This is a genomic window from Pseudomonas fluorescens (assembly GCF_001708445.1).
In the GTDB taxonomy this organism is placed as follows: Bacteria; Pseudomonadota; Gammaproteobacteria; order Pseudomonadales; family Pseudomonadaceae; genus Aquipseudomonas; species Aquipseudomonas gorinensis.
In genome coordinates this window covers 4351452-4374864 of record NZ_CP015637.1, presented here as the reverse complement: position 1 = coordinate 4374864, position 23413 = coordinate 4351452, and the positions used below count along the sequence as shown (strand labels likewise).

Below are 23413 nucleotides of genomic sequence, written 5' to 3'. Positions count from 1 at the left end.
ATCTACCGACGGCCCATCGCCAGGCTGAACGGTGAAAACTCCGCAAACCGCCACCTCAATGCCAACGCCGCCGGGCGGCGAATGACATGCTCCACGGTCACCGTCCACAACCGCTGTGCACCGTCGAACTCGTCGACTTCCGGGCCGCCGAGTATCAGCGAAGTGCGACCGGCCAGTTGCATCACATCACCTGATGCAAAATCGATGAACAACAGGCCCGCCACGGGGTTGGCCGCAAGGTTGCCCAAGGTATTGAAGAACAGATTGCCGGCAAAGTCGGGGATGGTCAGCACATTGCCTTCGACCCGCACGAACCCGGTGTTGCCGCCACGATGGGAAACGTCCACCGAGCGTTCGCCGTCCGCATCCACGTAGCTGGCAACGAAGAAGGTGTCGGCGTTGCGGATCATCACGCGGGCGGCATCATCCAGGTGGTTGGCGTGCTCGGCCATGCAACCGGGTTTACGCGCGATTGAATCGACGGGCCGCAGCTGGATGTACTTGGGGCAGTTGCCGAAGGTGTGCACCACGTTGACGGAGAAACCGTCGTGATCCAGGGCACCGATTCGCCCGTTCATGCGATTGCGTCGACGGGTATTGAGGTCGATGCCCAGCAAGCCCACAGCAGCATCGCTGTGCAAAGCGGCCCTGGCGGGGTCGCTTGCACTGGGCAGGCTATCGATCTGCAAGGTGTGGGGGTCGGGTGAATGGGCAAACCCCGGAGCGCCTTCGAGCATCGTCGCCCAGGGAATGCCGTGCTCATCCACCACACCGAGTATCAGGTACGGCAGCAAGGGATAGAAATCCCGATGCTGCTCCGGCAAATGATCGCGAATCACCTTCGGCCCGATCACGGCCATGCGTTCGGCGGCGCCGGCACTTGCCTGTATCTGCCGTTCACCGGCATGCCAGGGGGACTGTTCGTTCGGGTTCATGGCAATCACCTCAAGTTTGGACAGCCCCATGCTGCACCCCGGCGAGCACCGAGAGAATGCCCACCGCCGGCAATCCACTGTTACACCAACTGAAATGCCGGGTGTTCGCGCAGGGCTGCCACGCAGTGGTCGACAAAGCTGCGCACGCGCATCGGCGCATTGCGGCCTTCGCGATACACCACGTGCACGGGCATGGCTGGCGGCTCATAGCCTGGCAAGACGCGAAGCAACTGCCCACTGAGCAGATGCTCATGCACGGGATAGCTCAAGCAACGCACCAGGCCCGCGCCCTGCACCGCGGCACTGATCGCCCCTTGTACCGTGGCACACCCCAGGCGCGCACGGGCCTTGAGCTGATAGCCCCGAAACGCCCAGGACACTTGATCGACGCTGGCGATCAGATGATGGCGCTTGAGGTCGGCGGGATGCGCTGGCGCACCGTGGGCTTGGAGGTAAGCGGGGCTGGCGCAGAGGATATGCCGCACGTGCCCGACTGGCCGTGCGATCAGCGCCGAACTGGGCAGTTCACCCACCAGGATCGCCACATCCAGCCCCTCTTCATGCAGGTTCGGGTAGTAGTCGTGGTAATGCGCCGACAGGTGTACATCGGGATAGCGGTCCATGTAGCTGGCCAACACCGGCGCCATCACGTGGCAACTGAACAGGAACGGCAAGAACACCCGCAAATTGCCCTGGGCCTGCACATGCAAGCCTTTGGCCGAGGCTTGCGCGGCCTCCACGGCGGCCAGCAGGCGCACGCAGTCGGCCATGTAGGCGCTGCCCACGTCGGTGAGGCTGGCACCCTGCGTACTGCGTTGCAGCAACGGCACGCGCAGGCGCGCCTCCAAACGGGCAATCGCACGCATCAGCGTCGGCCCGGACACCTGGGCGCTGCGCGCAGCCGCGGCCAGGCTCGGCTGCCCGGCCAACGCCACGAACAGCTGCATGTCGTGATAGCGCTCCATCAGCCGCGCCGCATCGGCGGGTTCAGGGCTGCATCCTGGCCGAGGCGATGGGCGAGGAAGTCCACGAAAGTCTGCACCTTGGCCGGCACCCGGTTGCTCTGCTGGAACACCACCTGGATCGGCAGTGGTGCCGGCTCGAACGCTTCCAGGACAATCTCCAATTCACCCGCCGCCACCGCCGCCGCGACCTGGTAAGACAGCACCCGGGTCAAGCCCCAGCCCAGCCGCGCCAGGTTGATCGCCGCATTATTCGCCGTGACCACTAGGCGCGGCTCAATAGGCACCGTCAACGGCTGGCCAGCATCGACAAACTGCCATTCACCCACCCGCTGGCTGGCGGACGAGGTCACCACCTTGGCCTCACGCAAGTGTTCGGGGCGTTGCGGCCGCCCCCACTGATCCAGATAACCGGGCGCGGCGCACACCACGCGGCGCACTTCACCGACCTGGATCGCCTGCTGGCCAGGCTCGTGCAGATGGCCGATCCGCACGGCCACGTCGACGCCTTCGTCGGTCATGTTCACCACGCGGTCGACCAGCAAGGCATTGATATTCACCAGGGGGAAACGATCCAGGTAATCCCCCAGCACCGGCGCCACATACAGCTCGCCAAACAGCACCGGCGCGGTCACCGCCAGATGGCCGCAGGGGACGGAATAACTGCCCGCCGCCGCCTCCTCGGCCTCATTGAGTTCGGCGAGAATGCGCCGGCAATCTTCCAGGTAACGCTGGCCGGCTTCGGTCAAGTGCAGGCTGCGGGTGGTGCGCGCCAGCAGTTGCGTGCCGATGCGCTGTTCCATGGCGGCGATGGCCCGCGTCACGCTGGGCGGCGAGGTCTTAAGGCGGCGCGCGGCGGCGGCAAAGCCCGCCTCCTCGGCCACCGCGAGGAACACCTGCATTTCATGAAATCGATCCATCCGCGCGCCTCGTGAGGGTTACTGTGATTGCAAACCCACCGCCGTACGCGGCATGCCCACAAAGCCTGGCAAAGCCTCGATGCTGGCGAGCCAGGCACGTACCTGAGGGTAGTCGGCCAACGATACATTGCCTTCCGGTGCATGAGCCACATAGGTGTAGAAAGCGATATCCGCGATGCTCGGCTGCTCGCCAGCCAGGAAGCGGCTTTGGCTCAGTTGCTGCTCCACCAACGCCAGCAAGGCATGGGAGCGGCTGATGGCGGTGACGGTATCGACATCGGCGCCAAACACCACCGCCAACCGCGCGCTCGCAGGCCCTGCATGCAATTGACCGGCAGCGGCCGAAAGCCAGCGCTGTACACGCGCCTGGCCGACTGGGTCGCTGGGCAGCCATTGACCGTCGCCATATCGGTTGGCCAGGTAGACCAGGATGGCGTTGGAATCGGCCAGTATCGTGCCGTTATCGTCAATCGCCGGTACCTGGCCGAAGCTGTTGAGAGTGGCCAGGAATTCGGGGGTTTTATGCGCGCCTTGCTTGAGGTCGACCAGGATGAATTCACTGGGCAGCCCCAACAGGGACAGCATCAACTCGACCCGATGGGAGTGGCCGGACAATGGGAAACCATAAAGTTTGATCGCAGGCTGGGACATGAAAGGCTCCAAAGGTAGGGGTTCGACGCCTCGCAGGGTCCTCCGCGGCCTCGATCAATGGAATGACCAGGATTGACAATCCAGCATTTCATCCAGTGAAACAATCACCCGCCGAAGTTTTTTCCCGTCGCTGCAACGTACGCCAACTCGGCGCGGGAGAGTCCTTCAGCGTTCTTCCAAGCGATCGCGCAAGAATCGATGGCTCTTGGAAAACAACCGCCGGTAGGTCAACAGCACCGCGCCGACCGTGCCCAACGCCGACGACGCCGCGATCAAGAACATGATCACGATCTGGTAGCGCACCGCATCCACCGGGCTCTCCCCCGCCAGCACCTGGCCGGTCATCATGCCGGGCAGGCTGACGATACCGACCACGGTCATCTGGTTCAGCGTCGGGATCATCCCGGCGCGCACTGCCTGGCGAATCGCTTCCTGCGCCGCTTCCCAGCGCGAACCGCCGAGGGCCAGGATCATCTCGATGGTGTTGCGGCCCGATGTGAGTTCCTGGGTCATGCGCTCGATGCCCAGGGACACACCCGTCAGGGTATTGCCGAGGATCATGCCGAGGATCGGGATCGCGTACTGCGGCTCGTACCAGGGGTGGATGCGAATCACCGCAAACAAACCCACCGCCGTCACCAGCCACGAACTGCCCCATACCGACACGATGCTGTCGACCCGTTGCCCACGGTAAGTGCGCCGCCCGCGCCCGGCAGCCGACAGCCCGGCGATCAGCGTCATCGCGCACATCAGCGGCAGTACCACGTACCAGTAGGCGAATTCGAACACCCAGCCCAGCAGGTAACCGATCGCCAGCAGTTGCACCACGGTGCGCACGGCGGCCCACAGCAACTGGCGCTCCAGGCCCAGGCGCAACGCCAGCGACAACGCGCCGTTGATCAGGATCAGCGAAGCGGCAATGGCCATGTCCAGGGCCGTGAGGTTTTGATAATTCATGGCTGGGCGGCTCCGTTCAATACCCCGGCACTCATGTGCAGGTGGATATCGCTCATGCGCCGGGCCTGGTCGAGGTCATGGGACACCCAGATATAGGCACGCGCGTTGTCAGCGGCGAACCAGGCATCGATCAACGCTTCCACCTCGCGGGATGACGCGGGGTCGAGGGCAGCGGTGGGTTCGTCCAGCAACAGCACCTCGGGGTTGAGCTGCAACGTGCGGATCAACGACATCACCTGGGCCTCCCCGCCCGATAGGTCACCGGCATTCTTCGCCAGGAAGTCGGGCGACTTGCCGGCGTGGCCCAGCAGCGCGATGACAGCCGCCGGCTCGAAATGGCGTTGACGCAGGGTCTTGAGGCTGAAGGGAAACCGCAGGTTGTCTTCCACCGTACCGTCGATCAGCGCCGGGCGTTGGGACAGGTAGCTGATATGGCTGCGGTAGTGGGGAATCTGGGCGTTGCTGATCGGCTGGCCGTTCCACAGGACCTGCCCCGAAGAGGGGGCATCGAGCAGCGCCAAGGCCCGCAGGAACACGCTTTTACCGGAACCGGACGTGCCGGTGATCGACACGCGGTCGGCGCGTTTCAAGGAGAAATCCGTCGGTTGGAGCAAGGGCACCTGGCGGCGCTCGTCCATGCGCGTCAGGGCGCGGGTTTCGATCAGTGCGCTCATGAACGCGGTGTTCCTCGTCTGTCGGTCGGACACAATGGTGAAGCAGACGAGCAGGCTTTTCATAGCAAAAAATCAAACGATGGCGCCCCGTCCCATAGCGGTGCCTTGCAATCGACACCTGCCCTGCCTATATTCGCCGCCTGGCGCTCTCTACGCCACCTTCCGCGGAAAGGGCTGCGCCCAAGACAGTGAAGCACCCCCTCATTTCTACGACTCCCAACCTTAAAGCGGAAAAGGTTTGTGCAAGGAGCTCGTATGTCACAACGCCCCCTGACCTCCACCACCGATGGCCGTATCAACCTTGAGCAACAGCGCAAGCGCGCCAAGGAACTGCTACCGCGCCTGAAAGCCGAAAACCCCGGCGCCACGTTGTCCCAGGCCCAATGGCAGGTCGCCAGACAACTGGGTTTCAGCAGTTGGCCCAAGCTCAAGGCCCACGTCGACGCCCTCGATTTCGCCGCCCGCCATCCCGACTTCGACGCCAGCGATGAAGCCCGCACCACCCATTGGCGCTGCGGTAGTGACATTGCCCACAGCCTGCAGCTGGCCGGGTTCAAGGGCCAGTTCCAGATGCTCACCGACCCGTTGTGCATGGGCCCGGTTCGCGACCTGCCCCGCGACGCATTCCGCGCGATGCGCAGTGCGTTTATCAGCCAGGCATTCACCTTGGACCTGGCCGATGTCACGCGTCGCGTCAATGGTGAGTACAACCAGCTTGAAACCCTGGCCGACGCCGAGCACAGCGTGCTCTGGTGCGAGGCGGATGCCTATGACCAGTTGTTCCTGATCCGCGCCTTGGCCAGCCTTGAACGTGTACCCCGTAAGCTGGAGCTGATCGAGGTCGACCGCATCCCCGGCGTCGAACGCTTTATCGGCATAGGCCAACTGGCCCCCGATGTCCTCGCCTGGCTCTGGCCGCAACGGCGGTTGATCGATGAGGCTGCGCTGCAACTGGCCCGTGAGGCTTGGGCAGCCTACTGCGACAGCGCTCCACTCAAGTTGGCCGCCCTGGCCCAGCACCCGCATCCCGCCCTGCCCTTGCTGGCACCCGCCTTGCTTCGACAACTGCAGGAATTGCCAGGCGCGAGGGATGGGTTATCGCTGACCGAACGCCTGTCCCTGGCGTACCTCGCCGAAGCCGGCCCGGTGACGTTCGGGCGCGTGTTTGCCGAATTGACGGCCAAGCGCGAACCGCTGCCGTTCCTGGGAGACATGATGTTTCACGCGCTGTTGCGGCCGTTGATCGATGGTGAGCAGCCGTTGCTGACAGAAACCGAGCCCCACCTCGAATGGCCTCGGCGGGTGCTGGCGCTGACGGCACTGGGGCATCAAGTACTGAACGGCGACGCTTACTGGCTGGACCACGCCAGCCATGAACGGTGGGTCGGCGGTGTGAGCCTGAAGCCCGGCCAATGCCATTGGACCCTTGATAAACATCTGTCGCCCGTATGGCGGCCTTGACTCACCTGAGAGTGACCTGATTGTCACCTGCCTGCTGTCGACCGCCTTGATGGGATACCAGTAGCCCCCAGCGCCGGCGCCTGCAACCGGTACAGCGCGCCGTATGGGGATGATGGGGAGTTGCCGTTTGAACAAAAGCGGCAAGTCAAGCAACGAGCCTTGTTGTTGCGGTAATAGTGATTGATTGGCCGTGGCTCAGGCTTTCACGTTCTGCCGAATATTCCAGCCAAACTTCACCGCCCCACCGTCCTTGGCACCATCGGCTTTCTGCGGCTGGTAACTGACCTCGACGGTGGCGAAGTTCAAGGCGATGTTGTCGTAGAGCACATCATCCTGACTTTGCGCACCGGTGCCATACGACACCACCATCACCTCCTTCAAGGTGATCACCAGGTACTCCACCGGGCTTGAACCGCCCGCCTTGCGCACCACGAGTCTGGCTTCGGGGTAATGCTTGCCACTGGCGCAGGCCATCATCAGGTTGGGGCTGGATTTATCCAGCGGCTTCTTCAGGTTCAGGTTGGCGATATTGACCTTGCCCGCGCCACCTCCGGTGCCCGAATGCATCGACCCTGTCTGCGACAACCCCCAGGCCCATTACCTCCTATTTACCCTTGCCTTACTAAGCCCGCTGATCGGGCTTCTATGCCTGAACAGCAAACGCCAACGACAAATGCGCCGAGAGATGTTGGAAATCAGGCATAAACGCAACGGCGTTATCGCGCCCCTGAAACAACAGGGCGGCTGGAAGTGGTGATGACCCTCAGGCCGCCTAGCTCCTTGCCGCCGTATGCCGATTCACCGGCACCGGCAACCCCAGGTGCCCACGCAGCGTGCTGTGGCTGTACTCACGACGAAACAACCCACGCTCACGCAGCAGCGGCAGCACCTGGTCGGTAAACCGCGCAAAGTCATCCGGCGCCCCTACATGGATGTTGAAGCCATCCACCGCCCCGTCCACAAACCAACGCTCGATCTCATCTGCCACGGTCTTGGGCGAGCCGACGAAGCTGGAGAACGGCTTGGCAAAGCGCAACGCCGCCTCACGCAGAGTCAGGCCCTGTTCGCGGGCGACTTGCTTGATGTTTTCGGCATGCCCGCGATAGCCATTGCTGCCCAGGTCGCCCAGGTCGGGGAAGGGTTCGTCCAACGGGTACTGGCTGAAGTCGTGGTAGTTGAACGGCCGCCCCAACTGCACCAGTGCCTTGTTCAAATCCAGCTCGCCATTGCGTTCGCGGTCGATGGCCTGGGCCTGCTCATCGGTGTCGGCAATGATCGGCGAAATACCCGGCAGGATGGTCACGTGATCGGGGTTGCGCCCGGCAGCGGCGGTACGTTGTTTGATATCGCTGTAATAGGCCTGGGCGTCCTCGAAATTACCCACCCCAGCAAAAATGCCCTCGGCATAGTTGGCCGCCAAGCTGCGCCCGGATTCGGAAATGCCCGCCTGGAAAATCACCGGTTGGCCTTGGACTGAGCGCGCGATATTCAGCGGCCCGGTCACCGAGAAGAACTCGCCGTGATGGTCGAGGCGGTGCTGGCGCTGCGGGTCGAGGAACACCTTGCTCGCCTTGTCGCGCACAAAGGCGTCGTCCTCGTAGGAATCCCAAAGGCCTTGCACTACCTCCAGGTGCTCGGCTGCCCGACGATAGCGCTCGGTATGGTCGATATGCTGCTCACGGCCGAAGTTACCGGCCGCGCCTTCCAGGCCGGTGGTGACCACATTCCAGCCGGCGCGGCCGCCACTGATCAGGTCCAGGGAGGCGAACTGGCGGGCGACGTTGAAAGGTTCGGTATAGGACGTGGTCAAGGTGGCGACCAGGCCGATCTTCGACGTCGCGCCGGCAATGGCCGAGAGCAGGGTCAGCGGCTCCAGGCGGTTGAGGAAGTGCGGTGCCGAATCGGGGGTGATGTAGGGGCTGTCGACGATGAACACCAGGTCGAACTTGGCCGCTTCCGCCTGCTGTGCCTGGGCACGGTACCAGTCGATATCGACACTGGCATTGCCCGGGATTTGCGGGTGCAGCCATTCGTTTTGCGCGGTGCCGACCCCAGTGAGGATGGCGCCGAATTTGAGTTGCCGGGGTGCTGTAGACATAGGGATTCTCCAAGGTGGACATAAGGATCATCTGGCTGAACCGGATAAAAGGTGGGAGCAAGCCCCCTCCCACCGTCTTTCCCGCTCGAATCAGGCTGTTCTGGCGGCGATGGCTTCGACTTCAACCAGCGCTCCGGGCAAGGGCAGCGCGACGACTTGCAGCGCGGTGCGTGCAGGTTTATTCGGCTGTTCAGGGGTGCCGAAGAACTGCGTATAACCGCGCTGCAATCCGGCAAAATCCAGCTTGCCGCCGGTTTCTTCGGCGCCCACCAGGAACACGCGCAGTTGCACGATATCGCCCAGGTCCAGGTCTTGCTGGCGCAGGATCTTGCGTAGTTTGTCGAACACCGACACGGTCTGTACTTCGGTACTGCCATAGGCCGCCGGCGTGCCGGCCGGGGCGTTCGGATCAGCCAGGTCCGGCAAGGTCCCGCTGACGAAAACCAGGCTGGCGGACGCGGGTACGGTGACGGTTTGCGAGATCGGGAAATCGCCGACGCTGGTGCGTTGAATGCTGTCGCTCATGGTGGGGTTCCTCAGGAGGCGGCCACTGCCGCAAGGTGGGTTTGTCGGGTAACGCGCTCAGCCAGTTGCGCCACCACATGCCGCGCCGAGTTGGCCGCCGATTCCTGCCAGATGCCCACGCCGCTTTGCACCAGGCCGTCGCCAGCGAAGTACACGCGGCCGTGGCCTGCTTCGAGCAAGGCGCTGGCAGCGGCCGGGAAGTGCTCACGCTGCAGCCACGGGCCTTCGCTGAAAGGGATCTGTTCCCAGGACACCGCCAGTGGGTGGCGCAGGTACCTGGAATACCCAGGATGCAACAACTCCACCGCCTCCTTGGAGGTGGCGTACTGCTGGTCGAACGGTTGCGCGCCAAACACATCGGCGCCCTCCCCGGTCACATAGCCGGCCACCAACAAGCCCTCCCGGGTGTTGAGGTCGTTGCTGGGGTACCAGAGCAGGCGCGCCGGGTGTTCGATCCAGGACAGGCCGCCGTAGGTGCGGTAGTCGGTTTCCCAGAAGCGCGGCGATTGCCACGCCACTTTCGTCGCCTGGTCGCTGCGGGTGCTGAGCAGCGCGGCTTTGATCGGCTCGCTGAAGTCGGTGTCGAGCCTGGCCACCAGCGGCAGCGGTAGCGTCGAGACCAGGTAATCGGCGCGCACCACCTGTTCGCGGCCGCTGCGCTGGTCGTGATAGGTCACCGCGACACCGTCGTCCAACTGGCGGATCTGGCGGACCTGGGCGCCCAACTGCACGTGATCGCTGACGCGCTGGTAGAAGGCATCGGTGATGCGGTCCATGCCGCCCACCGGCTGGAACATGGTCGCCGAGAACTCCGGAAACTCGGTGTGCAGCAAGGCGCCCCACAGCTCGGGATGCAGCAGTTGGTCCAGCGCCAACGGGCGGCGGCTGGCAGGCAAGGCGCCAGGGTGGGCGGGGGATTCCAGGTGCCCCGAACGGATCGTGCCCTCAAAGGCCAGCTCCTGGGACAGGTCGCCATACACCTGCAGGAATGCCAGCAAGCGCGTGCGTTCCTCGGCGCTCAGCACATCGTCAAGCGCATCGCGCTGCACCGCTTTGGCCAGCAACCCGGACAAGTGCCCGCGAGCATCGTTGATCGCCTGGCCAACCGTAAACGCCGGCTGCTTCACATCCGGCCGTACCTGGGCGCCATGGCTGCTGTTGACCAGCACTTCCAGCGGCACGCCCAGTTCACTGCAATAGTCGAGGATCGTGCGGTGCTGGCTGGGAATACGCGCAGGCCCGGCATTGAAGTAATGCCCCGGGTCAAACGCTGCGGTCTGTGTACGGCCATCCTTGTAGTCCACACGGTCGCCATGGCGCAGGGTCCAAGTGCGCCCGCCTACGCGGTCGCGGGCTTCCAGCACCTGCACGGCGAAGCCGGCGCGGGTCAGTTCCAAGGCGGTGACCAGCCCGGCAATCCCAGCACCGAGCACCAGCACGCGGGTGCCCTGCCCCAGGCCGTCCTTGAGTTTCAGCGGTTGCGGCCGGCGGTGCGACGACGGCCCCAGGCCCAATACCGCCAGTGCATCCTTCACGGCCTTTTCGCCGCCTACCGCAGCGATGCTGGATAAGGCTTCACGTCGTGTCAGTCCCATGGTCGATACTCCTTAATCCGGCAAGCCCGGTGGGTTGATCAGCGACTTGTCGACCCGCTCCACGTCCAGGCCCCAGCGTTGCAGCACCTGTTCGTATTGGCCGCCGGCAATCGCGCCTTCCAGGGCCGTGTGGATTGGCTTGACCAGGCCGTTGTCCTTGCGGGTGGTCACGGCAATGTCCGCCTGCAACGGCCAGCCACCGTTCACCGTGCCGACGCGCTTGATGCCGCCGGTGATCGCCGCCGAATAGGCGTACACCGAGTTAGGCCCGAACAACGCATCGCTGCGCCCGGATTGCACCGCCAGTTGCGCGGCGGCCTGGTCGTCGAAGTACTGCAACAGCGCGGGCTTGAGGCCAGCCTTTTCATTGGCCTCGTTCCAGGCCAGCAGGACCTTTTCCTGGTTGGTGCCGGAACCCACGATGATCTTCAGCCCGGCGATATCGGCCGCCTGTTTGATCTCGCTGATCTTGCTGGTGCTCTTCACATAAAACCCGAGCACATCCTGGCGATACGTGGCGAAGTCAAAGCGCTTCTTGCGCGCCTCGGTCACGGTGACGTTGCTGATCACCGCGTCGTACTTGCCCGAGCTGACGCCCAGGGGCCAGTCTTCCCAACTGGTCTGCACCACATTGAGTTGCAGGCCGAGGCTGTCGGCCACCAGTTGCGCGGTGTCGGCTTCGCTGCCGATGGTGGTCTTGTCATCGCTGGCCAACAGCGCCAGGGGCGGCCCGGCCACGCCGGACACGGCCACGGTGAACTTGCCCGGCTGGGCGAACTTGAAGCCCGGCGGGATCTGCGCGATGGCCGCTTCATTGCGCGGCGCATGGATGCGCGGGCGGTCGGGGCTGAGGTCGACCTGTTGCACGGCAAATGCGTGTTGCGCGGTGCTGACGGCCAGCGCCAGCAGGGCCACGCGGGCAGTATTGATAAACATGGGCAGTCACTCCGTGAACTAAAGCACCTTGCCGAGAAAGGCCGCGGTGCGGGGATGTCGGGGTTGACGGAAAATCTGTTCGGGCGGGCCCTCTTCGATCAACTCGCCGTCGCAGAGGAACACCACGTGGTCGGCCACTTCGCGGGCAAAGCCCATTTCGTGGGTGACGATCACCAGGGTCACGCCCAATCGGGTGAGGCCCTTGATCACGTCGAGTACTTCGCCCACCAGTTCCGGGTCGAGGGCTGAAGTGGGCTCATCGAACAGCAGCACCTTGGGGTCCAGCGCCAGCGCACGGGCAATCGCCACGCGCTGTTGCTGGCCGCCGGAAAGCTGGCGGGGGTAGGCATCGACCTTGTCCGCCAGGCCGACCTTGGCCAGCAGCGCCGTGGCCTTGGCCTGGGCGTCGGCCTTGCTCCAGCGCTTGTGCGCCAGCGGCGCCTCGGCGACGTTCTCCCAGGCGGTCAAGTGCGGGAACAGGTTGAAGTTCTGGAACACGAAACCCACGTCGATGCGGCGCTTGAGAATCTCGCGCTCCTTGAGTTCGTAAAGCAGGTCGCCCTTGCGTCGATAGCCGACGTATTCACCGTCGATGGTGATGTGCCCGCTGTCGATCTTTTCCAGGTGGTTGATGGTGCGCAGCAAGGTGGACTTGCCCGAGCCGGATGGCCCGAGAATCACCGTGACCTTGCCTGGATCGATGGTCAGGTCGATGTCTTTCAACACCTGTTGATTGCCAAAGCGCTTGCCCACGCCCTGGATCTGGATACGGCCGGCGCGGGCGTCACTCATGGGATTTCTCCTTGAGCCAGCGACGGATGCGCTGCAGCGGGGTCGGCGGCAGTACACGCGCAGTGCCACGGGCGAAATACCGCTCGACGTAGTACTGCGCGCTGGTGAGCACGGTGGTGATGATCAGGTACCAGACGGTGGCGACGATCAGCAGCGGGATCACCGCCTGGGTGCGGTTGTAGATGACCTGCACGGTGTAGAACAGCTCCGGCAAAGCCAGCACGTAGACGATGGAGGTGCCTTTGACCAGGCCGATGATTTCGTTGAACCCCGACGGCAGGATCGAACGCAGCGCCTGGGGCAGGATGATCCGGAAGATACGCCGCGACGCAGGCAAACCGAGGGCCGCTGCCGCTTCATGCTGGCCGGCATCTACACCGATCAGGCCACCGCGGATGATCTCCGCCGCGTACGCCGCCTGCATCAGGCTCAAGCCCAGCACGGCCACGGTGAATTGGCTGAGCACGTCGACTGTCGACCACTCGGCGAACACCACGCCGGTGAACGGTACGCCGAGCACGATGTGGTCGTACAGGTAGGCGAAGTTGTAGAGGATGATCAACACCAGCAGCGCCGGCATCGAGCGAAAAAACCAGATATAGCCCCAGGCCAGGGCCGCCAGCAGTGGCGAGCCCGACAGCCGCGCCAACGCCAGCGCGGTGCCGAGGATGACGCTGAACAGCGTGCTCAGCAGCGTCAGCAACAACGTCTGGCCAAGGCCGCGCAACACCGACGGCGAGAAGAACCACTGGCCGAACACGCCCCACTCCCAGCGCGGGTTGGTGGCCAGGGAATGCACGATGGCGATCAGCACCAGCGCGGCAAAGATCGACCCGGCCCAGCGCCAGGGATGGCGCGCGGGCACCACCTGCAGGGCTTTGATCGGTGTGGACACACGGGCCTGGCGCACCGTGCTGGGCGAGTCAATCAGGTCATAGGATTTGGCGACGATGGGCATGTGTGACTCCTCGGCCTTAGAAGGCATAGGTCAAGCGGGTGTAGTAATACCCGCCGGTAAAACCGTAGGGCGAATAGGTGCCGTAGCTGGCAAGCATGGTGCTGCTGGGCACGCCTTGTTTCTTGGGATAGAGGTCGAACAGGTTCTTGGCGCCGACGGCGATGTTCAGGTCCTTGGTGAGGTGGTAGCCAAGGTCCAGGTCAGTGATCCACTTGGCGCTGTAGACGCGGTCCAGGTCGCGGTTGGCCGATGAATTGACTTCCTTGTAGGTGCCGTAGCGGGTCAGGGCCAGGTTGAGGTTGAAGCGATCGATGCTCCAGTCGCCGCCGAGGATCAACTTGGTGTTGGGCTGCACTCCGGTGATCAGGTTGCGCGCCTGGCGATCCATCAAGTCATAGGAGGTGCCCAGGATGTTGGTGGACTCCTTGTAGTTGAGGATCTTGGTCTGGTTCCAGTTGAACGCCGCCGTCCACTTCAGCGAGCCGTATGGGCCAAGGTCCTGGTTGTAGCTGCTGACCAGGTCCAGGCCCTTGGTGCGGGTATCGGCGCCGTTGATGAAGTACTGGCCGCCGGAGGTGGAGTTGATGCCGTTGTTCTGCAATACCTGGGTGACTTCCGGGCCCAGCAAGGTGCCGGTGAGGGTGATGCGATCGCGCAGGTTGATCACGTAGGCGTCGGCGGTGAAGCTCAGGCGATCGGTGGGGGTCAGGGTAAAGCCGAGGCTGAAGTTGGTGGAGCGCTCGGGCTTCAAGTCCTCTGCGCCCAGGGCCTTGGCGGCGGCCGAACCGACTGGCAGGACACCGTAGTTGATCGACTGGTACACGCCGTCGACCACGCCATAGGTGGTCGAGCGCGCACTGAACAAGCTGTTGGCCAGGGACGGTGCGCGAAAGCCATTGCTGACCGTGGCGCGCACGGCAAATTGTGGGGTGAAGTCATAACGCGTGGTCAACTTGCCGCTGCGGGTGGCGCCCACGCCTTCGTTGTAATGCTCGTAGCGAAAGGCGGTGCCGATATACCAGTCGGGCAGCGGGTTGAAGCCCACGTCAACGTAACTGGCCAGGCTGTTGCGCGAGGCGCTGCTTTCTTCGTCTGGTGAAATGCCGTTGGTGACCTGGGCCCCGGACGAGGCGCAGTTGCCCGGCGCCACACAGTAGCCGCCATTGGCGTAGGACGCGTAGTCTCCGGCCTGCACCTCATAGGTGTCACGTCGATGCTCAAAGCCATAGGACAGGTCCAGCGGCTTTTGCAGGCCGATATCGAAGCCGCGCTTGAAGTCGAGGTTGGTGGTCAGCTCGGTGGAAATCCACGTGCCGGAGGTGAAGCTGTTCGGCGTGGCCTCGCCTAAGGAGGGGTTCTGGTTATGGGTGGTGCCCTGCTCCGCCTCGTTGCGCCCATAGGTGGTGGACAAATCCCAGTCCCACGCGCCCACGCTACCTTTGCCGCCGAATGCGGCCTGGAAGTCGTCCTCGTCGATGTACCAGGTCGGCGTGTAGCCGGACGGGTAGCCATTGGGTCCGGTGGTGATGGTGTTGGTGATGGTCGGCAGGCGGAAGTTCTGGCCCTGCTCGGCCTTGCGCCGCGAGTAGGTAGTGAAGGAGTACAGGCTCAAGCGGTCATCGATCGGCAGCTCGGCGTTGTAGCCCAGGGTCAGCAGGTTGGTCTTGGGCGTGCCGTAGCCGCCGTAGGTCGACTTGCCGGCCAGGCCATAGGCTTGCTCATAGGTGTAGCCGTTGGCGCTGGCCTTGTTGTCATCATTCTGGCTGCGCGCGTCCAGGGCCAGTTGCACGATGCCGCCGTTGCCGATTTCAAACCCCTTGTTGAGGCTTTGCTGCACGGTCTGTTTCTTGCCGTCGTAACCCAGGCCGGCGTTGGTCACCGAGGTGCCGCTGGTATCAGCCTTGAGGATCACGTTGATCACCCCGGCGATTGCATCGGAGCCGTACTGGGCGGCGGCGCCATCGCGCAGCACTTCCACATGGTCGATGGCGCTGATGGGGATCAGGTCCAGGTCTGCCGGCGCGGCGCCGGTGTTGATCCCGTTGATGTTCAGGGTCGCGCTGGTGTGGCGGCGCTTGCCGTTGACCAGCACCAGCACCTCGGCGGCGCTCAGGCCACGCAGGTTCGGGGCACGGGCCATACCGCTGGCGTCCCAGCCGGTTTTTTCCGGCAGGGTCAGCGACGGGATCACCGCGCTCAGCGCTTCCATCAAGCCGGGCTTGCCGGTGTTCTGCAATTGCTTGGCGCTGACCACATCGATCGGCACCGGGCTGCTGGTGACCGTGCGCTGCTCGGCGCCACGGTTACCGGTGACCACCACGGTGGACAGGGTGCTGTCGTCCTGGGCCTGTGCCGCTGCGGCCAGCACGGCCAGCGCCAGTAAGACGGTCGGTTGTAAGACTTGCTTCATAGCCACTCCAGACATTCCAAATCGCGAAGTCGGGCAGTCACGCGGGCGGGCGCGGTGCTCGATTTTTTCAGGGGTGTTGCGGCGATTGGGGACTAGGTGTGGGGCAGTCGAGGGGTTTGAATCGGCAACATACGTTGAGCTCCCTTCCAACGATTCTGCCGCGGGGCTATCACCCGGTTATGGCGCGCAGAATCTGAATCACGCTGGGTACCATCCGAGGTCAGGGGTAGGCTGTTGCGATCAAACATAACGGAATGGGTTTTGAAAATATAATGCTGTTTTGGTATAAGCTAATATTCTCTAATTTTATTATTTTTTAGTTTTTTTATTCATATAAATAATGTCTTTTTGAGGTTGGTCTTTATCTCAGGCCCAGATCTATCTGATATCGGGATATCAAACTGTGGGAGGGGGCTCGCGTACATCGCCTCCTGTAGGAGCGAGCTTGCTCGCGAAAAACGTCAACGATAACGCGTGCCTCCTGAATGAACGTGGCGCCTGTGAGTTTTTCGCGAGCAAGCTCGCTCCTACAAAAAGCCTTAACTGACTGGCATTACGGCAAGCCCCCTCCCACATTTCAGTTAGCCGGCTTTAACAACTGCATCTGCTGGCGATAATCATCCGTCACCTGCCGCGCCTGGCTGCTGCTGGTAATCACCCTGGGCGTAATCAGCACAATCAACTCCGTGCGGTCCTTGGACTTGCTGGTATTGCCAAACAACCAGCGCAACCCCGGAATCTTCCCAAGGTAAGGCACCGCACTGACGCTCTCCGCGTTGTCCTGCTTGATCAAACCGCCCAGCAACACCGTTTGCCCACTCTGCACCGCGACCTGGGTCGATACCGAGCGTGTGGAGATACGCGGGTTGGCCTGGGTGTCGTTGCTGGACGCCTGCTGGTCCTGGGCATCGCTGACCTGCTGCTGAATATCCATGTACACCAAACCACCCGGATTAATCCGTGGCACGACGTCGAGGATCACCCCAGTCTGCACATATTCAACACTGCTCAACGTGGTGTCGGAGGTGCCGGTGTTGACCGTGGTCTGGCTGATCGGGATGTTGTCGCCCACCTGGATCTGCGCCGGCTGGTTGTTCATCACCACCAGCGACGGCGCCGACAGCACCTGGGTGCGGCCGTTGGTTTCGAGGGCGTGCAGGGCCACTTGCAGGTTGGAGCTGACGAAGGAATAGAACAACGAATCCGTCGCCCCCAACCCTGCCCCGCCGCCGCCCAAGGCGCCTTGGCTGCCGGCGGCGTTGCCCACGGTGGTGCTGGTGGAATTGCCCGCCAGGCGACCGAGGTACCACTGCACGCCAAGGTCCAGTTCACCCGTGAGCTTGACCTCGAGGATGCGCGTTTCGATCTGCACTTGCAGCGGAGGGTTGTCGAGGCGCTTGATCGCCGATTCGATCTCTTTCCACTGCACCGGGCGCGTGCGCACCAGCAGTTGGTTACTGCTTTTTTGCGCGGTGATGCGGGTGCCGGCGTCGAGGCTTTTGGCCGGGGCGTCTTCGCTCGCGCCCTGCTCGGCGTTGTCCTGCTCGGCTTCGGGTGCCTGCTCGTCATCCTCCGCAGGCGGCTGGTTGCTATTGAGGTTGTTGCTCAGGCCACCCGGCGTGCTGCCGGAGGTGCTGTTGGTGCCCGCCGAGGACAAGGTCGCGGTGCGCAAACCAGGGGCGACCTTGGCCGGCGTGTCGTCCTTGATCGCGCCCGTGCCGTAGATCTGCCGCAGGTACTTGGCCAGGTCGGTGGCCTTCATGTTGCGCACGTCGTAGACATACATCTGCGGCTCGTTGCCGCCGCCCTCGTCGATGGTGTGAATCCAGTCGCCGACTTCGCTGAGGTACTGCGGCTGCGATGAGATCGCCACCACCGAGTTGGTCCGCTCGATGGGCAAAAAGCGCACCATGCCCGCCAGGGGCATGCCGCTGTCGGGGCCGAACATTTTTTGCAGCTCGGGCATCAGCTCGGCCACCGACGCGCGTTGCAGGCCGAACACGCCCACCGACATGCCCTTGAGCCAATCCACGTCGAAGGTGTCGATGGTGTCCTGGTAGTTGGCCAGTTCCTCGGGAGTGCCGGCCAGGCTCAGCACATTGCGCGCCGGGTCCACCAGCAGGAAGGCGTTCTCGCGAGCGAACGGCTTGAGCAGTTTCTGCATCTCGGTGGCCGAGATATAGCGCAGCGGAAACAGGCGCGCCGACAGGCCGCTGGAGGGTTGTGACACGCGCATCTCCGGCACCAGCTTGCCCGCTACCGCCTGGTTGGCCGGCAGGATCACATAGCGGTTGCCCTGCTTGATCATCGCGTTGTCGGTCCACGACAGCAGGGTCTCCAGAATCGACAAGGCCTGCTGCTTGTTCACCGGCTTGGAGGTGGAAAAGCTGACATTGCCCTTCACACCCTGGGCGATGCTGTAGTTCTCGTGCAGCAGGTCGCCCATCACGCTGTTGATCACGGCTTCGATCGGCTGGTCAGCGAAGTTGAAGACGATGTCGCCGCTGCCCTCCTCCTTGGCGACCGAGACCGCGGCCGGTTGGCGCACGAACTGCTGGTTGCCACGTATCAACTGGCGCTGGGGCGGGGTTTTCGCCTGGGGTTGGCCGCTGTCGACCGGGGCCTGTTCGCTGGCCGGGTCCACGGGCGGGCGCTGCGAACCGGTGCCCTGCATCGCCTCATGCAACAGGGCCTCGTCCGGGTCGAGATGCTCAGGGAATGTGCCGCAGCCACCGAGGGAAACGGCGGTGGCCAGGCAGAACACGGTGGTGCGCAAGGCGCCAGGGAAGGTATCGATCAAGGGGTGGACTCGTGAGGAAGGGTAATCGGGGCGGTGGTGGACGGCGGCGGCAAACGCAGGGCACGCAGGCTCAGGGTTTGCGTGCGACCGTCGAGTACAAAGCGCGCATCGCGGGGCGTGAGGTGTTCCAGGCGCCAGCCATTGGGCAGGGTCTGGCCCTGGTGGACCTTGAGCGGTGGGCCATCGACACGCTTGAGCAGCGCCACGCGCAGGTCGCCGTCGAGGACGATACCGGTCAGCACCAGGCTCGACAGGCTGGAGACGGCCGCCTGGCCCACCGCACGGTCAGGGCTGCGGTCGGGGCTGAACAGCGGTGCTTGCCAGGTGCCGGCCAGGCTTTCGAGGGTCGCGCTCGGTGCCACCAGTACCTTGGCGGCGGTATTGGCGCGCGCGTCGGGGGCCGGCGCCGGCAACCACTGCGGCGCATCGCCGATGCTGCTGAGGATGCCGACCATCAGCAGGCCCAGCAGCCCGGCCACGCCGAGCAACAGCCATTCCAGGGGACGCAATGCATTGATCATCGCTGCACCTGCCGGGCGGCGGCCGGTTGCAGGTAACCGCGCACCAACAGGTGCACCACCAATTGTCCGGCGCCGCCGCTGGCCGGCGCGTTCGGCGGGCGGCGGATGCTCATCTCGTCGACAAACAGAAATGGCCGCTGGTACTCCAGTTCATGCAGGATCGCGGTCAACGGCTCGATGGCGCAGTTGAGGGTCAGGCTGACCTTGACCTGGCGATAGGGCTCGGCGTCGTCCTGCTCCGGGGTGATGGGCATGCGCTGGGTCAGGCTGCAACCGCCACCGAGGCCGGCGCGGCTGTTGATCAGGTCGGCGATGCGCTGCATCAGGTCCGCCGCCACCGCACTGGGGTCGTCGCCGGGCAACAGGCTGGTGCTGCTGGCCGGGTCCTGCCGCGCTTGCTCCAGCTGTTGGCGCAGGCTGTCGCCCTGGCGCAACACACCGGCGTAGCGTTGCTGCTGTTCACGCAACTGCTCGGCCTGCTCGCCCATGCTGCGCAGGGGGCCGGCGAACCAGCTGTCGATCAACAGCCAGTAACCGGCGCCGAGCACCAGGGCCAGGGCGATCAGGGCCGCGCCACGGCGTTCACGGGGTGTCAGTGGTCGGCGCATCGGCGGCCTCCTGGTGCAGGTGGGCGCGCAAGGAAAACTGATCCTTGCCGGTTTGCGCATCGGGTTGAATCACCCCTTCGAACTGGGCGTTTTCCAGGCTGTGGCAGGCCTTGATCCGGGTGATCAGCGCACTGGCCTTGGCGCTTTGCCCGGAGAAGGACACATCGGCGCCGTCGTTGACTTCCAACTGGTCGAGCCAGGTGTCCGACGGCAGGCACGCGGTCAACTCGTTGAGCAGCGCCGCCAACGGCGGTTGAGCGGCCTTGCGGCGAATCAGGTACTGGGCGGCGCCACGGGTATTGAGCAGTTGCTGGCGCAGGGCCTGGATCTCGGCGACCTGGGCTCTCTTCTCGCGCACACTGTGCTGCATGGCATCGAGCACGCGCTGGCGGTCGTTGAGCCACAGCAGCATCGCCGCAATCACCAAGGCGCCGCACAACCACGGCAGGCTGCGTTGCAGGCCCTTGCCCTGGGGGCGCTGGCGCGGGCGCAATGGCGCCGGCAGCAAGTCGATGCCCATGGGGTTGCCTGCGCTATCGGCGACATCCACGGCATGGGGCTGCAAGCCGAGGGCGCTGCAGTCGATAAGGATCTGGTCGAGGCGCTCACGCAGGATCGCTACCAGCGTGACATGCAGGTGGCTGGGGGTGCGGCGTTCCTGGCGCGCGACAAAGTACAACTGGGCGGCGTCGAACGGCGTGAAGCGGTCCAGTTCATAGCCGACCACCGTCGACAGGTTGCGCGCCGCCGCCGGAGGCAATTGCAGGGTTTGCACCAGCACTGTTTCCGGCGGCAGCACCAGCACCTGACGCGCTTCGCCAGGGCGCTTTTCGACCGCCGCGGTCAACGGCCAGGCGTAGACACGCTCGGGGATATCGGCGAACGACAACCACGCCGGCAGGCAGCCACGCAGCTCCTTGAGCCACAGGCGCCAGCCCAGTTGCAGCAGGCTGCCGCGCCAGCGCTGGGTGATGGGCTGTGCCAGCGCCTGAAGCCGCGCGGTTAGCTGTTCGTTCATTCTTGCCAACGTAGGACTCGATAAGGTTGTGCGCTGCCTTGCGCGGGGCTCAATAACACGGTGGCTTGCACCTGGGCGTGGTAACCGCCGGGGCGTTGTGCGCGACTGCTGACCACCAGCACGTCGCCGGGATCGGCACCCACCGCACTCGGGTGCGGCAGGTTCAGCGCGCGGCGCATCACGGCACTGGCGAATGCCGGATCAGGCCGGTCCAGGCCACTCCACAGGCTGATCTCGGGCACCAGTTCGCTGTACAGCGCCTGGGTCATGCCCGGCAGCTGGCGCACTTCTTCCACCACCCGAAACGGCGCCAGGCCCTGGTTGCGGCGTACTTCCAAGGCCCTGGCAAGCTGCTTGGCCTGGGCCTGGGTCGCACCGCAGGCCAGGGCCAGGCGGGCGAAATCGCCCACTTCGGCGCTGTTCAAATACAACTTGCCGCGCTCGCTGTGCAGGCTGACGCGCAGCTGCGCATCGTCGAACACCAGCGCGATTTCACGCCCGTCGGCAATCCACTGCTTGCGCTGCAACGGGTCCGCGACGGCCTGCATCGCCAGCGCCACCCCGGCCTCGGCGGCCAGCACCGCCTGGGTGTGTTGACGGTGCCAGGCGGCCTGGCGCGTTTCCAATTGCACCCAGCCGGCCAGGCCGCCCAACAACAGGCTGAGCAAGGCCAGCAACCACAGCACCAGCAGCAGGGCCACACCGCGTTGATGCTTGATCATTCGGGCGCCCCGCCGGACAGGTTCAGGCGCAAGGCAACCACCTGGGTCACCCATGGCACCGGCCCATTCACCCGCGCGTCAATCCGCACCGCGTAAGGCAGGCGCTTGGTCCACGGCCACGTACTGATCCAGCCGGTGGCCTGGCCCTTGGGCGACACGCCGCGATAGCTGAATTGCAGATCCTCGACATCCTTCAACAACACTTGCGGCTCACTGCGCGAGGCCGGGACGCTGACTTGCGCCGCGGACTCAAACCGTGCGAACGCCACCTGCAAGTCGCGCTGCGATTCAGGCCCCACCAACTGCAAGGTGAAGCGCTGAATCCCGCCACCGAGCACACCCGGCAAGGTCGCGACAAATTGCATGCGCTGGGGGCCACCGGCAAAAAAGCCATCGGTCTGGCTGTCGTCCTCGGTCACATCCAACGGCAACGCCTCGCTGATGGCGGTGCGTAAAAACTGTTGCGCGGCGCGCATTTCATCCAGGCTGACCGTGTAGCGCTGGGCCTTGAGCACGGCGCGATTGGCGCCCAGCAAGGCGCCGCCGACCAGGGTCAGCAACACCCCGAGCAGGCTGAGAACGATCATGATCTCAAGCAAGGTGAAGCCCTGCTGACGCGCCTTCACAAGCCAGCACCGAGGCCGGCAGCGCGCAGTTTCAAGGTGCTGAAACTGGCACGGCGCGGGCCTTCGCTGACGGTGAGATCCAGGCGAAACAGATGCGCCTGGCCAACGCGGCTGGGCTGTTGGGCGATGCGCAGTTGCCAGGCGATACCGTCCAACTCGCCCTGGCGTATGCCGCTGGCCAAAGGCCCGGTGCCTTCCTGATCCATCACACTCAAGGCCGCATGAGTCAGGCGGTCGCTGTGGGACACCTGCAACAACGAGCGCGCGCTCTGGCCGAAGGCGACCAGCAGCACCGTGCTACAGATCGCCATCAGCGTCAGCGCGGCGAGCATTTCCAGCAAGGTAAAACCCGCCTGGCGCTTCATGGCAGCGCCTTGGACTGCACGCTGCCGGTCAGCCAGCCGATGTCGATGCGCCAACGCCGACTGCCGTTGGCCAGCAACACATGGCCCCCCGTGGAACTGCCATCGGGATAGAAATCCACTGCCGCGCCGGCTTGCTCGGCGGTGTGCAGGGTCACTTGCAGCCCGGCCGGCCAATACTTTTTCGGACGGCCCGGCGCCTGCACGCTGAGGTTGCGCAAATCGAACACGGTGCTTTCGGTGGTGCCGCTGACAATCGCCCGCGCCCGCGTGCTGCGCAATGCCTCGACCACCTGCCCGACGGCCTGGCGTTCTTTGGCGGCGCGCAGGCCTTGTTGCAGGCCAAACCCGACCAAACCGGCCGCGATGCTGATCAAGACGATCACCACCAGCATTTCCAGCAGGGTAAAGCCGCGTTGGGCGTTGGCCATGGTCGTGGGTTATTCCCAGTTGCCCAGGTCGGCGCTGTAGCCTTCGCCGCCGGGCTGGCCGTCCTGGCCGTAGAAAATCAGGTCGAACGCACCGTGCTCACCCGGGAAGCGGTAGCCGAAGGCATGACCGAACGGGTCCTTGAGGTCTGACGGCTTGGCGTACGGCCCGGCCCAACCGGCGCTGTTGCCCGGCTTGTCGACCAGTTGCTGCAGGGTCTTGGGTGGCGAGCCAACGTCCAGGCCGTAGCTTTCGATCTTCATGCTCAAGCTGGCCAGTTGGGCCTTGCCCGCGCCGTACTTGCCCTTGTCCACGTTGCCGCCGACCTGGCGGACCACGATGGTCGCGACGATGCCCAGCAGCACGATCACCGCGAGCATTTCCAGCAAGGTAAAACCGCCCTGGCGGCGGGCGGACTTGAATCGGGTATGGCGCATCAGCGTGTTTCCTTAA

At 64.0% G+C, this 23413-nt stretch carries 23 protein-coding genes and 1 pseudogene; 1 reads left to right on the top strand and 23 read right to left on the bottom strand.

Translation table 11 applies throughout. The features are described 5' to 3' along the window. Positions 1 to 2: 2 nt before the first annotated feature. From A7317_RS19295 to A7317_RS19270, 6 genes are all read right to left on the bottom strand, one after another. The gene (locus A7317_RS19295; RefSeq protein ID WP_041161260.1) at positions 3 to 935 is read right to left on the bottom strand and encodes a pyridoxamine 5'-phosphate oxidase family protein; all 933 of its coding nucleotides are present in this window, start codon (positions 933 to 935) and stop codon (positions 3 to 5) included. An 80-nt stretch (positions 936 to 1015) separates the two neighbouring features. Continuing rightward, positions 1016 to 1900, bottom strand: a complete 885-nt coding sequence (locus tag A7317_RS19290) for a LysR family transcriptional regulator (protein ID WP_069076614.1) — start codon at positions 1898 to 1900, stop codon at positions 1016 to 1018. After that, positions 1900 to 2817, bottom strand: coding sequence for a LysR family transcriptional regulator (locus tag A7317_RS19285; RefSeq protein WP_024076391.1), 918 nt, complete (start codon positions 2815 to 2817; stop codon positions 1900 to 1902). Before A7317_RS19285 ends, A7317_RS19290 begins: the two co-directional genes overlap by 1 nt. An 18-nt stretch (positions 2818 to 2835) precedes the next feature. Continuing rightward, complete coding sequence (locus A7317_RS19280) at positions 2836 to 3468, bottom strand: glutathione S-transferase family protein (RefSeq protein ID WP_024076392.1); 633 nt, start codon at positions 3466 to 3468, stop codon at positions 2836 to 2838. A gap of 165 nt (positions 3469 to 3633) precedes the next feature. After that, positions 3634 to 4425, bottom strand: a complete 792-nt coding sequence (locus A7317_RS19275) for an ABC transporter permease (protein ID WP_024076393.1) — start codon at positions 4423 to 4425, stop codon at positions 3634 to 3636. Further along, the gene (locus A7317_RS19270) at positions 4422 to 5099 is read right to left on the bottom strand and encodes an ABC transporter ATP-binding protein (RefSeq protein ID WP_069077435.1); all 678 of its coding nucleotides are present in this window, start codon (positions 5097 to 5099) and stop codon (positions 4422 to 4424) included. Before A7317_RS19270 ends, A7317_RS19275 begins: the two co-directional genes overlap by 4 nt. Positions 5100 to 5354: 255 nt before the next feature. On the opposite strand from A7317_RS19270, the gene A7317_RS19265 reads away from it, so the two are divergent. After that, entirely contained in the window at positions 5355 to 6560 is a 1206-nt protein-coding gene (locus A7317_RS19265; RefSeq protein WP_069076613.1) for a DUF1835 domain-containing protein, read from the top strand. A 195-nt stretch (positions 6561 to 6755) separates the two neighbouring features. Here the strand turns inward: A7317_RS19265 and A7317_RS19260 are convergent. From A7317_RS19260 to gspG, 17 genes and pseudogenes are all read right to left on the bottom strand, one after another. Continuing rightward, positions 6756 to 7157 (bottom strand): annotated as a pseudogene (locus tag A7317_RS19260) (Hcp family type VI secretion system effector); the annotation flags it as partial. A 175-nt stretch (positions 7158 to 7332) separates the two neighbouring features. After that, positions 7333 to 8658, bottom strand: coding sequence for an LLM class flavin-dependent oxidoreductase (locus A7317_RS19255; RefSeq protein WP_024076397.1), 1326 nt, complete (start codon positions 8656 to 8658; stop codon positions 7333 to 7335). Between the two features lie 90 nt (positions 8659 to 8748). Further along, on the bottom strand, positions 8749 to 9183 hold the full coding sequence (locus A7317_RS19250) for a RidA family protein (protein ID WP_069076612.1): 435 nt from the start codon (positions 9181 to 9183) through the stop codon (positions 8749 to 8751). Between the two features lie 11 nt (positions 9184 to 9194). After that, positions 9195 to 10778 (bottom strand): flavin monoamine oxidase family protein, encoded by a 1584-nt coding sequence (locus A7317_RS19245; protein ID WP_069076611.1) that lies wholly within the window; start codon positions 10776 to 10778, stop codon positions 9195 to 9197. Positions 10779 to 10790: 12 nt separating this feature from the next. Further along, positions 10791 to 11714, bottom strand: a complete 924-nt coding sequence (locus A7317_RS19240) for an ABC transporter substrate-binding protein (protein WP_024076400.1) — start codon at positions 11712 to 11714, stop codon at positions 10791 to 10793. Between the two features lie 18 nt (positions 11715 to 11732). Further along, the gene (locus A7317_RS19235; protein WP_069076610.1) at positions 11733 to 12506 is read right to left on the bottom strand and encodes an amino acid ABC transporter ATP-binding protein; all 774 of its coding nucleotides are present in this window, start codon (positions 12504 to 12506) and stop codon (positions 11733 to 11735) included. After that, positions 12499 to 13464 carry an amino acid ABC transporter permease gene (locus A7317_RS19230; protein ID WP_069076609.1) on the bottom strand — a complete coding sequence of 322 codons (966 nt, stop codon included), beginning with the start codon at positions 13462 to 13464 and terminating at the stop codon, positions 12499 to 12501. The genes A7317_RS19235 and A7317_RS19230 overlap by 8 nt, the downstream gene beginning before the upstream one ends. 16 nt (positions 13465 to 13480) lie before the next feature. Next, positions 13481 to 15874: a TonB-dependent receptor plug domain-containing protein gene (locus tag A7317_RS19225; protein WP_069076608.1), complete on the bottom strand. Its 2394-nt coding sequence runs from the start codon at positions 15872 to 15874 to the stop codon at positions 13481 to 13483. 577 nt (positions 15875 to 16451) lie between these two features. Next, positions 16452 to 18674: a type II secretion system secretin GspD gene (gene gspD / locus A7317_RS19220; RefSeq protein WP_069076607.1), complete on the bottom strand. Its 2223-nt coding sequence runs from the start codon at positions 18672 to 18674 to the stop codon at positions 16452 to 16454. Continuing rightward, on the bottom strand, positions 18671 to 19195 hold the full coding sequence (locus A7317_RS19215) for a general secretion pathway protein GspN (RefSeq protein ID WP_069076606.1): 525 nt from the start codon (positions 19193 to 19195) through the stop codon (positions 18671 to 18673). Before A7317_RS19215 ends, gspD begins: the two co-directional genes overlap by 4 nt. After that, a complete protein-coding gene (gspM, locus tag A7317_RS19210; RefSeq protein ID WP_024076406.1) occupies positions 19192 to 19803 on the bottom strand; it encodes a type II secretion system protein GspM in 612 nt (203 codons plus the stop codon). Before gspM ends, A7317_RS19215 begins: the two co-directional genes overlap by 4 nt. Continuing rightward, positions 19778 to 20821 (bottom strand): PilN domain-containing protein, encoded by a 1044-nt coding sequence (locus A7317_RS19205; RefSeq protein WP_069076605.1) that lies wholly within the window; start codon positions 20819 to 20821, stop codon positions 19778 to 19780. The genes gspM and A7317_RS19205 overlap by 26 nt, the downstream gene beginning before the upstream one ends. Next, positions 20818 to 21543: a general secretion pathway protein GspK gene (locus A7317_RS19200; RefSeq protein ID WP_069076604.1), complete on the bottom strand. Its 726-nt coding sequence runs from the start codon at positions 21541 to 21543 to the stop codon at positions 20818 to 20820. Before A7317_RS19200 ends, A7317_RS19205 begins: the two co-directional genes overlap by 4 nt. Continuing rightward, positions 21540 to 22169, bottom strand: a complete 630-nt coding sequence (locus tag A7317_RS19195) for a prepilin-type N-terminal cleavage/methylation domain-containing protein (RefSeq protein WP_069076603.1) — start codon at positions 22167 to 22169, stop codon at positions 21540 to 21542. The genes A7317_RS19200 and A7317_RS19195 overlap by 4 nt, the downstream gene beginning before the upstream one ends. Further along, complete coding sequence (locus A7317_RS19190) at positions 22166 to 22534, bottom strand: type II secretion system protein (RefSeq protein ID WP_069076602.1); 369 nt, start codon at positions 22532 to 22534, stop codon at positions 22166 to 22168. The genes A7317_RS19195 and A7317_RS19190 overlap by 4 nt, the downstream gene beginning before the upstream one ends. Next, positions 22531 to 22962: a type II secretion system protein gene (locus A7317_RS19185; RefSeq protein ID WP_069076601.1), complete on the bottom strand. Its 432-nt coding sequence runs from the start codon at positions 22960 to 22962 to the stop codon at positions 22531 to 22533. Before A7317_RS19185 ends, A7317_RS19190 begins: the two co-directional genes overlap by 4 nt. 9 nt (positions 22963 to 22971) lie before the next feature. Further along, positions 22972 to 23397, bottom strand: coding sequence for a type II secretion system major pseudopilin GspG (gspG, locus tag A7317_RS19180; RefSeq protein ID WP_069076600.1), 426 nt, complete (start codon positions 23395 to 23397; stop codon positions 22972 to 22974). Positions 23398 to 23413 lie beyond the last annotated feature (16 nt).

Bases quoted from the DNA above. Each gene is read 5' to 3' on its own strand.
- A7317_RS19245 (WP_069076611.1), bottom strand. From the start codon at position 10,778: ATGGGACTGACACGACGTGAAGCCTTATCCAGCATCGCTGCGGTAGGC.
- gspM (WP_024076406.1), bottom strand. From the start codon at position 19,803: ATGCGCCGACCACTGACACCCCGTGAACGCCGTGGCGCGGCCCTGATC.
- A7317_RS19295 (WP_041161260.1), bottom strand. From the start codon at position 935: ATGAACCCGAACGAACAGTCCCCCTGGCATGCCGGTGAACGGCAGATA.
- A7317_RS19270 (WP_069077435.1), bottom strand. From the start codon at position 5,099: ATGAGCGCACTGATCGAAACCCGCGCCCTGACGCGCATGGACGAGCGC.
- A7317_RS19200 (WP_069076604.1), bottom strand. From the start codon at position 21,543: ATGATCAAGCATCAACGCGGTGTGGCCCTGCTGCTGGTGCTGTGGTTG.
- A7317_RS19190 (WP_069076602.1), bottom strand. From the start codon at position 22,534: ATGAAGCGCCAGGCGGGTTTTACCTTGCTGGAAATGCTCGCCGCGCTG.
- A7317_RS19255 (WP_024076397.1), bottom strand. From the start codon at position 8,658: ATGTCTACAGCACCCCGGCAACTCAAATTCGGCGCCATCCTCACTGGG.
- A7317_RS19265 (WP_069076613.1), top strand. From the start codon at position 5,355: ATGTCACAACGCCCCCTGACCTCCACCACCGATGGCCGTATCAACCTT.
- A7317_RS19285 (WP_024076391.1), bottom strand. From the start codon at position 2,817: ATGGATCGATTTCATGAAATGCAGGTGTTCCTCGCGGTGGCCGAGGAG.
- A7317_RS19205 (WP_069076605.1), bottom strand. From the start codon at position 20,821: ATGAACGAACAGCTAACCGCGCGGCTTCAGGCGCTGGCACAGCCCATC.
- A7317_RS19230 (WP_069076609.1), bottom strand. From the start codon at position 13,464: ATGCCCATCGTCGCCAAATCCTATGACCTGATTGACTCGCCCAGCACG.
- A7317_RS19235 (WP_069076610.1), bottom strand. From the start codon at position 12,506: ATGAGTGACGCCCGCGCCGGCCGTATCCAGATCCAGGGCGTGGGCAAG.
- A7317_RS19280 (WP_024076392.1), bottom strand. From the start codon at position 3,468: ATGTCCCAGCCTGCGATCAAACTTTATGGTTTCCCATTGTCCGGCCAC.
- gspG (WP_069076600.1), bottom strand. From the start codon at position 23,397: ATGCGCCATACCCGATTCAAGTCCGCCCGCCGCCAGGGCGGTTTTACC.
- A7317_RS19225 (WP_069076608.1), bottom strand. From the start codon at position 15,874: ATGAAGCAAGTCTTACAACCGACCGTCTTACTGGCGCTGGCCGTGCTG.
- A7317_RS19275 (WP_024076393.1), bottom strand. From the start codon at position 4,425: ATGAATTATCAAAACCTCACGGCCCTGGACATGGCCATTGCCGCTTCG.
- A7317_RS19185 (WP_069076601.1), bottom strand. From the start codon at position 22,962: ATGGCCAACGCCCAACGCGGCTTTACCCTGCTGGAAATGCTGGTGGTG.
- A7317_RS19240 (WP_024076400.1), bottom strand. From the start codon at position 11,714: ATGTTTATCAATACTGCCCGCGTGGCCCTGCTGGCGCTGGCCGTCAGC.
- A7317_RS19250 (WP_069076612.1), bottom strand. From the start codon at position 9,183: ATGAGCGACAGCATTCAACGCACCAGCGTCGGCGATTTCCCGATCTCG.
- A7317_RS19290 (WP_069076614.1), bottom strand. From the start codon at position 1,900: ATGGAGCGCTATCACGACATGCAGCTGTTCGTGGCGTTGGCCGGGCAG.
- A7317_RS19215 (WP_069076606.1), bottom strand. From the start codon at position 19,195: ATGATCAATGCATTGCGTCCCCTGGAATGGCTGTTGCTCGGCGTGGCC.